The following is an 11230-nucleotide window of genomic DNA, read 5'->3' as shown; positions in this document are numbered from 1 at the left end:
CTCCCCAATTCCCCTTATGCAATCAATACTGAACAGGAGGTGTATTATGCAAACAGTTTAGTCTTTCAGTTCTATGATTTTTGCCCTCTTGCCTGACTGCCGTCGTAGGTCTGCGGTTTTAGTAATATTCAGTCTATTTTTGATTTGTCAGATAGCTCTTATCAGTTGCAACCCAATTAATTTTAAGAGTAAGGCGGCGCAAGTATCGCAATGGGTTACAAGCACTATCGGCGACCCGAAAACTTTTAACTATGCCTTCAATCAGGAATATCCTCATGTTTTTCTATTCACGAGTGAAGGACTAACTACCCTCAATGGTATTACAGGCAAAATTGAGCCAGCTTTAGCTGAATCGTGGGATATTTCTGACGATAAAAAGCGAGTTACTTTTACTCTGCGAGAAAACTTAAAATGGTCAGATGGCGAACCACTTACTGTAGATGATGTCATCTTCACTTATGAGGATGTAATTTTCAATCCACAGATTCCTACCGATTGGAAAGATAGTCTTAAAATTGGTTCTAGTGCTAGTTTTCCTAAAGTTAGAAAAATAGGCGATCGCCAAATTGAATTTATTTTACCCGAACCTTTTGCTCCTTTCATTTCTACTACTACAGGAGCATCAACAAATTCAGTTGGAATTTTGCCAAAACATGCTTTATCTGAATCATTGAAATCTAAAGATGCTAAAGGTAATCCTAAGTTTTTATCTACTTGGGGAACAGATACAGATCCCAGTAAAATTATTGTCAATGGTTCTTATAAAATAGAAAGTTATACTCCTAGTCAGCGTGTAGTATTTCGGCGCAATCCTTATTACTGGCGCAAAGATAGCCAAGGTAATCAGTTACCTTATGTTGAACGCATTGTTTGGCAAATTGTTGAATCTACAGATACAATCATTCTTCAGTTTCGCTCTGGAGGATTAGATACAGTTACTGTATCTCCTGAAAACTTTTCACTACTGAAGGGCGAAGAAAAGCGGGGAAAGTTTACTATCTATAATGGCGGGCCGGAATTTAGCAATACTTATATTTCATTTAATCTCAACAAAGGTCGGCGGCAAAATGGAAAGTCTGTAATTGATCCAATTAAATCCCGTTGGTTTAATACCCTTGCTTTTAGACAAGCAGTTGCTTATGCAATCGACCGTCAAACAATGTTAAATAATGTTTTTCGGGGAATTGGTGTGTTGCAAAATTCACCGATAGAAATTCAGAGTCCTTACTATTTTCCTCCAGAAAAAGGTCTTAAGGTTTATGAATATAATCAAGAAAAAGCTAAAAAATTACTATTAAGTGCAGGTTTTAAATATAATCCTAATAAACAGTTACTAGATGCTAATGGTAATCATGTACGCTTTAGTTTATTAACGAATGCTGAAAATAAAACTCGTGTGTTAATGGGAGCGCAAATTAAGCAAGATTTGAATAAAATTGGTATTCAAGTTGATTTTAATCCAATTGCTTTCAATACCCTTACAGACAAGCTTTCTAATTCACTCGATTGGGAATGCTATATCTTAGGCTTTATTGGAGGGATTGAACCAAATGATGGGGCTAATGTTTGGTTGCCGGAAGGCGGATTACACACCTTCAATCAGAAACTTCAAGCAGGGCAAGAACCACTTATTGGTTGGCAAGTTGCAGATTGGGAGGCGGAAATTGGTCGTCTTTACATTCAAGCAGCGCGAGAGTTAGATGAAGTCAAGCGGAAAGAAATTTATGCCCAAACGCAACGCCTTTCTCAAGAATATTTGCCTTATATTTATTTAGTGAATCCTTTATCTTTAGTTGCAGTGCGCGATCGCATCCAAAACGTCAAATTCTCTGCACTTGGTTCCCAAAAAGGAACGATGTGGAACAAATATGAACTGAAAGTAACAGAATAGAGTTTAAAGTACTGTAATCTCCGCCCTTGGTGGCACGTTTGGCAACATTTATAAAATCAAAACAACTGACCAGTGTCTCAAAATGAAACTTTGCGATCGCTCCTCGAAGCGGTTGCCAATGGTAAAGTTACGCCAGATACGGCATTCGACTCACTCAAAGACTTAACTTATGAGTCTGTGGGTGAATTTGCCAAAATTGACCATCATCGCCAGCTAAGAACTGGTTTCCCAGAGGTAATTTGGGGCCCTGGTAAAACGCCAGATCAAATTGCTCAAATTATGGAGGTAATGCGCCTCCGCAACCCAGTAGTGATGGCGACTCGCATTGAACCAGCAGTTTATGCCGTACTGCAATCCAAAGTTAGCGGCTTGCGATATTACGATTCGGCGCGAATTTGTGCGATCGCTCCCCCTACCATCGAACCACAATTCAGGGGTGAAATCGGCATTCTTTCTGCTGGTACTGCCGATTTAGCTGTTGCTGAAGAAGCGGCTATCACTGCTGAACTTTCTGGTTTTCGGGTACAGCGCCTCTGGGATGTTGGCGTTGCCGGAATTCACCGTTTATTAAGTAACCGCCACCTGATTGAGTCAGCATCGGTGTTGATTGTCGTGGCAGGAATGGAAGGCGCTTTACCCAGCGTTGTCGCTGGTTTAGCAAGTTGTCCTGTAATTGCCGTACCCACCAGCATTGGCTATGGCGCAAGTTTTGGCGGTTTAGCACCTTTATTGACAATGCTTAACTCTTGTGCTGCGGGAGTAGGTGTAGTAAATATCGATAATGGTTTTGGTGCAGCAGTTTTAGCGGGGCAAATTTTGCGAACTGCCGAGAAATTGCGGTTGGCATCGGCTGAATCTTGAGTTAAGACTTTAAAGTTACACCCAATATTTCAGTACGTTATCAGTAATTTATCTGAAAAATAAACTGATCTGAAATTTGCCACCCTCAACCTCTTAATCACTAAATATGAGCCATCTCAGCGATTTGACATCTCAGCTACTTTGGCATTTGCCTATAAATTGGACAGCCTTAGCACAAACAATTACCGACCCAGACCTGATGGGTCAGGTTCAAAAATCTTGGAGCCACTTTATACAAACAGGTCAAGTGTGGGCATTGTTGATTGGTTTAGTTATTGGCTATATGATTCGGAATTTAACTAGCTACGGTTAAATTTAAAAGTTAGGAGTTGAAAGTGAGGAGTGAGAAGTTAAGAGTCAGAAACTCATAACTCCTCACTCTTAACTCTTAACTCTCCCCAACTCTCTTGATATTTATGACCAAAGAACAAACTTGGAGCCAGAGGTTTGAATCAGCGTTGCATCCAGCGATCGCTCGTTTTAATGCCAGTATAGGTTTTGATATTGAATTAATAGAATACGATCTGACTGGTTCTCAAGCCCATGCCAAAATGCTAGCTCACACGGGCATTATCTCCTCAAAAGAAGGTGAGCAACTGGTTACAGGTTTAGAACAAATTCGCCAAGAGTACCGCCAAGGTAAATTTCAACCTGGTGTTGATGCAGAAGATGTACATTTTGCAGTTGAAAAACGACTGACAGAAATTGTCGGTGATGTCGGTAAAAAACTGCATACGGCGCGATCGCGGAATGACCAAGTTGGTACTGATACTAGACTCTATCTGCGCGACCAAATCCAGCAAATCAAAAGTGAATTGCGAGAATTCCAAGGTGTTCTACTAGATATAGCGGAAAAACACGTTGAAACCTTGATCCCAGGCTATACTCACCTACAACGCGCCCAACCAGTAAGTTTAGCTCACCACCTCTTGGCATACTTTCAAATGGCGCAACGCGACTGGGAACGCTTAGGAGATGTTTCTCGCCGCGTCAATATCTCACCCTTGGGGTGCGGTGCTTTAGCGGGAACGACTTTCCCCATCGATCGCCACTACACAGCTAAATTATTGGATTTTGATGATATTTATGCTAACAGCCTCGATGGAGTCAGCGATCGCGATTTTGCGATCGAATTCTTGTGTGCTGCTAGCTTGATTATGGTTCACCTCAGCCGTCTTGCAGAAGAAGTCATTCTTTGGTCATCTGAAGAATTCCGTTTTGTCACCCTCAAAGATAGCTGTGCTACAGGTTCCAGTATCATGCCCCAAAAGAAAAACCCCGATGTACCAGAACTCGTGCGGGGGAAAACGGGGCGTGTATTTGGTCATCTCCAGGCAATGCTGGTGATTATGAAAGGGCTACCTCTGGCATATAACAAAGACCTGCAAGAAGATAAAGAAGGTATATTTGATAGCGTTAACACAGTCAAAGCATCTCTAGAAGCAATGACAATTTTGCTCAGGGAAGGTTTAGAATTTCGTACCCAGCGTTTAGCAGAAGCTGTAACCGAAGATTTTTCTAACGCTACCGATGTCGCAGATTATCTAGCAGCACGGGGCGTTCCTTTCCGGGAAGCTTACAACCTCGTGGGTAAAGTGGTAAAAACTAGTATTGCCGCAGGTAAACTCCTGAAAGATTTGGAATTGGAAGAGTGGCAACAACTACATCCGGCATTTGCAGCAGATATTTATGAGGCAATATCCCCTCGTCAAGTAGTGGCAGCCCGCAACAGTCACGGTGGTACTGGCTTTGTACAGGTTAGCAAAGCACTCATAGCCGCCCGCGCTCAAATTGATCAATAGAGGAATGGGGAATGGGGCAGGGGGCAGGGGGCAGGGAGGGGGACAAGGGGGACAAGGAGAATAACTATACTCAATTCCCAATTCCCAAAAATAAATAAAGGCGTACATTTGTACGCCCTAAAAGATAAATAATCTAAATAAAAAGGATTTAAGCAGACAGCTTAGTCAGTGTCAGCTGCTGTTGCTGCGCCTTCTTCTTCTTCACTCTTGGGTGGTCTTTGTTGGAACCTTCTCTGCATTCTTCCTGTCGTAGTTCGTTTACGAAACTTTCTGGCATACGCCTGGTTCCGTAGCGCCTTTTCTTTTTTCGGGTTACGGCGCTTGGCCATGTTCACCTCATTAAATAAACAACAAAAGAGTAGCAACTAGGCATCACGTAGGCAATATTAGCTACCAATATTATTGATATACTTGTAGCCTAGTGCAGCAATCAATACGCTTTAAACAGTGTACTAGTCTACCGCGTTTTACCTTATTTTGTCAATAACAATTTAAAATTATCCCTACCAGCTAGACGAAAAATACCTTTTCTTAGATTCAAATACATCAGATATGTAAATTAGCTAGCTAGTTGTTGTTTTTGGAACAAACCTATGAAGAAGCTATTCCAATACTGCTCGCAGTAAAAAATTTTACACTAGAAATTTGGCTTAGGGAAGAGATTACTGTGCTTAAGTTTAAGGTTTTTTCTTTCCCCTTTTCCCATTAACGAAGCAGTATTGAAAGATATCTTACTAATAAAATTCAGTATTCGCTAGACCTCAACCGAATACATTGTTTTCAACTTCATTCAATTCAAAGTGCAATAAATACAAGCAAAATTGAGCGTTGTTCCCACTTAGTGCAACAAAGCCCTTTATTGATGGTTTTAGGAAACTTTTTCAAGCTTCTTTTCATTTAATTTGGATGGCTTATTACGTTTGAGTGTTGAAGGGAAACCAAAAGTGGCGAGGGCAAATAAGCTAAGGATTGAGGTGGGTTCAGGTACGGCGATTATGCTTGCAGAAAAACTGATGGGTAACTGACTATCTTCCGTCCCTAAATTTCCAAAACCTGGTGTCAGTGGTGGAACAGAAAAAACTTCTAAATAACTTGGCGTTGGCAAAAAACTAGCGAAAAATGGATTAGAATAGTTTCCCGCCGATGTAGAATAACCAAAACCATCAACTGTTAACTGCTGATTATTAAGACTAATTAAATTGTCAACATTAAAAGGTTCGTTTCCTGGTATTGGAGTGCCTACAGGTTGCAGACCAGTAATCGTTTCACCATTTCGTGTACCCGTAATTCCTAAAATCTGATAAAAACCCAGATCGTCAGGGGTATTATCAGTTGTAAAAGTACCAATCGCCTCTATACCAGTACCAGAATAATTCCAATTCCAAGCTAAAGCAGAGGCGGTTTGCATTGTACCGAAAACCAATCCAGATGTGGTGGTAAGGGCTATGGCAGATAGTAGAGCTAGATTTTTCATCGGGTTGTTTGTGCGATCGCTTTTAGCACACCAAAGGCGATCGCAGTTTTTGTAAAGGATTTTCGTATATTAAGCTTAATTGCCTGTTCAGAATTCAGAATTTAGACATACTTATTCAGATTAATTTTTTGAAAGTGTCTTGAAAAAATATTAATGATAGCTGGTTTGAGCAAAGGTAATGTTATTTATAAACTGAAAAATTTTCTAACTTAACAAATGGTATGTATATATAAATACAGTGCTTCTATTGAAAGTTAATGTTAAGATTAATGATATTCTACGTAAATCGTGAGAATAAAATCTCAAACCACAAACATTTTTGTATAAAACAAAACTCGATGAAATTTTATGAGTTGAGTTTATGTAAGTGGTAGAGAAATATAGAATACAACATAGAAATTTTGAAGATTGAACGTTATTGCTTTTTTTCCGGCAGCTGTCCAGTCCACACGTAGCTTATGGCGTATTGGACAAACAGTATTGGGTATTATATTTCGTCATCCCATTACTGGCACTAGTATCATCCCAATTTTACCTGATGGTCGGATAGTACTGATCCGGCGGCGTGATGATGGTCTTTGGGCATTGCCTGGAGGCATTGTGGATTGGGGAGAGGATATTCCCAACACAGTCCGCCGGGAATTGATTGAGGAAACGGGGCTAGAATTGGTGAAAATTAATCGTTTGGTAGGAGTTTACTCTGCACCAGACCGTGATCCCAGAATCCATTCAATTTGTATTGTGGTTGAAGCCGAGGTGCATGGGACAATGGAGATTCAAGATACTTTGGAAGTTATGGAAATCCAAGCTTTCTCTCCAAATTTGCTACCTTCAGGACAGATGTCTCACGACCATACTCGGCAGTTGCAAGACTACTTAAATGGCTTGACAACACTGGCATAATAATATTTTGTTATTAGTCATTGGTCATTTGCCGCCAAAGTTCTGATTTAAGGAAGCTTTTCTACGAGAGGCTGCGCCTTAAGAGTGGCTATGCCGCAGGCTTTACGAGACGCTACGCTAACGGTTCAGACTTCTCTGTTTATAATTTGCCCAAAACTAATGACAAATGACTAATGACAAATGACTATTTATTATGGTGCTAAAAGTTAACTACTAAATTAAAATGAATACACTATTCCGTAACTCCCGGATAAAGCTCTCTCAAGGGCTGGTATTCTGGCGTGAAATTGGTGAAAAAACTCCTATAATTTTTTTACATGGTACTTGGAATGAAAGCAGTCAGTGGTTATCTGTGATGGAGTCCCTTGCACAAGATTTCCATTGCTTTGCACCTGATTTGTTAGGGTTTGGTGAGTCAGAGAATCCTAATATCCACCATTCGATAGATTTACAAGTAGAGTGTTTAGCTGAATTTCTGCAAGCTGTCAAGCTAGAAAAAGTATATTTAGTAGGACATTCTCTTGGGGGTTGGATTGCTGCTAGCTATGCTTTAAAGTATCCTGATAAAATCGATGGTTTGGTACTGGTTGCACCAGAGGGTGTAGAGATAGCTGGACTTGAAGAGTATTGCCGAAAGATGCGGCGACTATTGAATTATCCACCACTAATAGTTAAATTGTTGCGATCGCTAATTCCCTTAACTAAAATCTTGGGTTGGCATGAGAAAATTGCCCAAGACTTGCAGTTACGTCAGTCGCTATTGCCTTATCCCAGAGGTTGCCAGTTACTTTTCAAACGGCGACAAATAGAAATTGAAGCGGAATTACTGCAAAAGCGGCTTTATATGATAGATGTGCCGGGTTTTATTTTACAAGGTGGCCAAGATACACCAAATGCTTTAGCCAAGAGTCGGGTTTATGCTCAACTGATGCCGAAAGTTGAGTTGAAAATGATTTCCCATGCCAGAAATGATTTACCGGAATCTTGTGCTGGGGTTGTAGCACTTGAGATTCGGGAGTTTATCGAAGGTATCTTAAAAAGCTATAAGTTAAACGAATTAAACTAGCTCATTAAGAGTTTGCTGCCAATCCACTACAAATATTCCTTCACTCTCAAAGCGTGATATGTGTTTCAAGTTTGTTGTCACAACTATAACCCGATCAAAACTCTTTGAGTGATAGAAGTGTTCTCAGAACGAAATAAACGTCTTTGACCTTTACTCAATGGCAAAGATTGACCCTCAATCAAGGTATCGACTCTTGCCCTTATTGCTAGCAATTCTGCCAAAGAAAGGGCATTTAGTTGTTGCATAATCCCATCGAAATGTGATGTTTTAGGCATATTATTTCATTACCAGAGAGGAATTTATATCTCCATTCTATGCCATCATTACCTAGCTCTGTTTTCCTTCCTTGCATTCGTTTTGAGAGTAGCCGTAAAAATCCAGATTACTATAGGACTCATATTTGATTTTTAAAATACACGTAGAGTGCGTTACCAAAACGCAACTCACCTACATATACTTAGATTTTGATTTTTTCAAAATTCAAATCGGATTGCTATATTACCTATTTCCTATTACTATTTCCCGCATTCCCCAAAAAATTAAATTGGATTCTACAATTAAACGTGCCGTAATTTCAGGATATAAGACTTGCATATAGTTTAATAATAAAGTGCGATCGCCGCCTTTAATCGCAATTTTGCCATCAGGAAATAATTGCATCCATTCTTCAATAAAATCTTTGATTCCAGCTAATATTGTATAAAGCACTCCACTTTGAATTGCTTCTGTAGTATTGAGAGCAAAACGCGGTGGTAGAGACGCAAAATCTCGCATTTCTACTAATGGTAATTGTCCGGTTTTTTGACCGAGAGATGTAAGTTGTAAACCTAAACCCGGCAAAATTGCACCTCCAACTAGACACTCATTAGCATCCGCAGCCGTAAAAGTTAGCGCTGTCCCAGCATCAATTACCAACATTGGAAAACTCCACGTTTTCCCTGCCCCCCACAAAGCTAAAGCGCGGTCAATTCCTAGTGTGGGATAAACACCCTTTAGTGGTACTTGGTCTAATGTAATAAGATGAGTATTTGGGTAAGTTTGCCAAATAGCAGTTTGGCTGGGAACTACGGAGGCGACGAAAAGAGGGCAAAGGGGCAGAGTATTTGTGAGAGATTCACCTTCTGGAAAAATATTCTCCAGTAAATCATTCAGGGTTTGACATTCAGCCAACTGTCGTATAGCAGACTCAGGAAGATAGTCAGTATCCCAAGCTGAGTAAAGCGTCTCGCCAATAAACAACGCCCAATGCAGCCGAGAGTTCCCAATTTCCAACGCTAGCCAAATTTCCTCTCTGTACTTCTGCGGTTTCACACTTTTAACTTTTTTAAGTCAGACATAGATTTTTTAATAAAAATTAACATTCATCACGTGTCACAATATAAAGAAGAGGAACAAATACTCATTGTGTCAAGGAGGGAGTTATGGTAGCGCTCACCGAAAAAACTGAAAAACGGCTCACCATACAGACTGTGGAAATCGCTCAAGAGACGACGGCAATTCGCTCTTTAGACTGGGATCGCGATCGCTTCGATATTGAGTTTGGTTTGCAAAACGGCACTACTTATAACTCGTTTCTCATCCGTGGGGGGCAGACTGCTTTAGTTGATACCTCCCATGAAAAGTTTCGTCAGCTATATTTTGATACGCTCACCGGACTAATCAACCCAACAGATATTGATTATCTAATTATCAGCCACACTGAGCCAGACCATAGCGGTTTAGTTAAAGATTTGCTGCTTATGGCTCCAGAAATTACCGTTGTCGGTTCTAAGGTGGCGATTCAGTTTCTTGAGGATTTCGTACATCAGCCATTCAAGCGGCGGATTGTGAAAAATGGCGATCGCTTAGATTTGGGCAATGGTCATGAATTTGAATTCGTGATTGCTCCAAATTTACATTGGCCGGATACTATTTTCAGCTTCGACCACAAAACCAAAACTCTCTACACCTGCGATGCTTTTGGACTGCACTATTGCTCAGATAGCACCTTTGATGAAGACTTGGCAGCGATCGAAGAAGACTTTCACTACTACTACGATTGCTTGATGGGGCCAAATGCCCGGTCAGTTTTATCTGCCCTGAAGCGGATGGGAGAACTGAAAACCATCGATATGATTGCCACAGGACACGGCCCATTACTATCTCACAATGTTGAGGAACTAGTTGGACGTTACCGCACTTGGAGTCAAACCCAAGCCAAGCCAGAAACGATAGTTGGAATATTTTACGTTTCTGAATATGGATATAGCGATCGCCTCGCCCAAGCAATTGCTAACGGTATCGGTAAAACCGGTGTCGCCGTGGAAATTGTCGATTTGGGTTCTGAAGTCGATTTACAAGAACTGCGGGAACTGGTTAGCCGTTGTGCAGGGCTAATTGTTGGTCTACCTCCGGCTTCTGGTGCTGCGAGCATCCAATCTGCACTCAGCACAGTTTTAGGATCTGCCAAAGAAAAGCAAGCCATCGGCGTGTTTGAAAGTGGCGGTGGCGATGATGAGCCGATAGATCCTTTGCTGAGTAAATTCCGTAATTTAGGTTTAATAACAGTTTTTCCAGCCATTCGGATTAAAGAAGCGCCTACAGAAAATACCTACAAGTTGTGTGAAGAAGCGGGTACAGACTTAGCTCAATGGGTAACACGCGATCGCAGCATCAAAGCGATGAAATCTCTTGGTGCTGACTTAGATAAAGCACTCGGTAGACTCAGTGGCGGATTATATATTATCACTGCCAAAAAAGGTGATGTATCCAGTGCTATGTTAGCCTCGTGGGTTGCTCAAGCCAGCTTCAAACCCTTGGGATTTTCCATTGCAGTAGCCAAAGATCGGGCAATTGAATCACTCATGCAAGTAGGCGATCGCTTTGTTCTCAACGTTTTAGAAGAAGGCAATTTCCAACCCCTCATGAAGCACTTTTTGAAACGATTCGGCCCTGGTGCTGATCGCTTTCAAGGAGTGAGAACCCAGCCAGCCGAAAATGGTGCGCCCATCCTCAACGATGCCCTCGCCTACATGGAGTGCGAAGTCGTCAGTAGAATGGATTGCGGCGACCATTGGGCAGTATACAGTACCGTCTATGCTGGAAGAGTTTCTAAACCCGATGCTTTAACTGCTGTGCATCACCGCAAAGTCGGAAATCACTATTAGGGATTGGGGACTGGGGACTGGGGACTAGGGACTGGGGACTAGGAACTGGGAAAAAGTTATCCAAATACCCAATATCCAATACCCAAT

General features: G+C 41.2%; 11 protein-coding genes. 7 read left to right on the top strand and 4 right to left on the bottom strand.

Annotated features, from left to right (window positions below; genetic code table 11):
• The first annotated feature begins 73 nt into the window (after nt 1-73).
• From FBB35_RS02245 to argH, 4 genes are all read left to right on the top strand, one after another.
• Nucleotides 74-1891, top strand: coding sequence for an ABC transporter substrate-binding protein (locus FBB35_RS02245; protein WP_174708296.1), 1818 nt, complete (start codon nt 74-76; stop codon nt 1889-1891).
• A 72-nt stretch (nt 1892-1963) separates the two neighbouring features.
• Nucleotides 1964-2752, top strand: a complete 789-nt coding sequence (larB, locus tag FBB35_RS02240) for a nickel pincer cofactor biosynthesis protein LarB (protein ID WP_174708295.1) — start codon at nt 1964-1966, stop codon at nt 2750-2752.
• 106 nt (nt 2753-2858) lie between these two features.
• Nucleotides 2859-3065 carry a hypothetical protein gene (locus FBB35_RS02235; RefSeq protein WP_174708294.1) on the top strand — a complete coding sequence of 69 codons (207 nt, stop codon included), beginning with the start codon at nt 2859-2861 and terminating at the stop codon, nt 3063-3065.
• A gap of 103 nt (nt 3066-3168) precedes the next feature.
• The gene (gene argH / locus FBB35_RS02230; protein WP_174708293.1) at nt 3169-4554 is read left to right on the top strand and encodes an argininosuccinate lyase; all 1386 of its coding nucleotides are present in this window, start codon (nt 3169-3171) and stop codon (nt 4552-4554) included.
• Nucleotides 4555-4715: 161 nt separating this feature from the next.
• On the opposite strand, the gene FBB35_RS02225 is transcribed toward argH, so the two are convergent.
• Together FBB35_RS02225 and FBB35_RS02220 are read right to left on the bottom strand one after the other, a co-directional pair.
• Nucleotides 4716-4883, bottom strand: coding sequence for a hypothetical protein (locus FBB35_RS02225; RefSeq protein ID WP_012412073.1), 168 nt, complete (start codon nt 4881-4883; stop codon nt 4716-4718).
• Nucleotides 4884-5422: 539 nt separating this feature from the next.
• Nucleotides 5423-6028, bottom strand: coding sequence for a PEP-CTERM sorting domain-containing protein (locus tag FBB35_RS02220; RefSeq protein WP_174708292.1), 606 nt, complete (start codon nt 6026-6028; stop codon nt 5423-5425).
• Nucleotides 6029-6436: 408 nt separating this feature from the next.
• Between FBB35_RS02220 and FBB35_RS02215 the strand changes: the two genes are divergently transcribed.
• Together FBB35_RS02215 and FBB35_RS02210 are read left to right on the top strand one after the other, a co-directional pair.
• Entirely contained in the window at nt 6437-6931 is a 495-nt protein-coding gene (locus FBB35_RS02215) for an NUDIX hydrolase (RefSeq protein WP_174708291.1), read from the top strand.
• Nucleotides 6932-7154: 223 nt separating this feature from the next.
• Entirely contained in the window at nt 7155-7997 is an 843-nt protein-coding gene (locus tag FBB35_RS02210) for an alpha/beta fold hydrolase (protein WP_174708290.1), read from the top strand.
• A gap of 83 nt (nt 7998-8080) precedes the next feature.
• Here the strand turns inward: FBB35_RS02210 and FBB35_RS02205 are convergent, their stop codons facing one another.
• Nucleotides 8081-8272 carry a hypothetical protein gene (locus FBB35_RS02205; RefSeq protein WP_174708289.1) on the bottom strand — a complete coding sequence of 64 codons (192 nt, stop codon included), beginning with the start codon at nt 8270-8272 and terminating at the stop codon, nt 8081-8083.
• A gap of 223 nt (nt 8273-8495) precedes the next feature.
• Entirely contained in the window at nt 8496-9308 is an 813-nt protein-coding gene (locus tag FBB35_RS02200; protein WP_174708288.1) for a pantothenate kinase, read from the bottom strand.
• A gap of 110 nt (nt 9309-9418) precedes the next feature.
• Here FBB35_RS02200 and FBB35_RS02195 point away from each other — a divergent pair, with 110 nt between their 5' ends.
• The gene (locus tag FBB35_RS02195) at nt 9419-11143 is read left to right on the top strand and encodes a diflavin flavoprotein (RefSeq protein WP_174708287.1); all 1725 of its coding nucleotides are present in this window, start codon (nt 9419-9421) and stop codon (nt 11141-11143) included.
• The last annotated feature ends 87 nt before the right edge of the window (nt 11144-11230 follow it).

It is taken from the genome of Nostoc sp. TCL240-02, assembly GCF_013343235.1.
Taxonomy (GTDB): Bacteria; Cyanobacteriota; Cyanobacteriia; order Cyanobacteriales; family Nostocaceae; genus Nostoc.
Note: the sequence above shows the minus strand (reverse complement) of the source record. Positions and strands in the feature narration are given on the sequence as shown.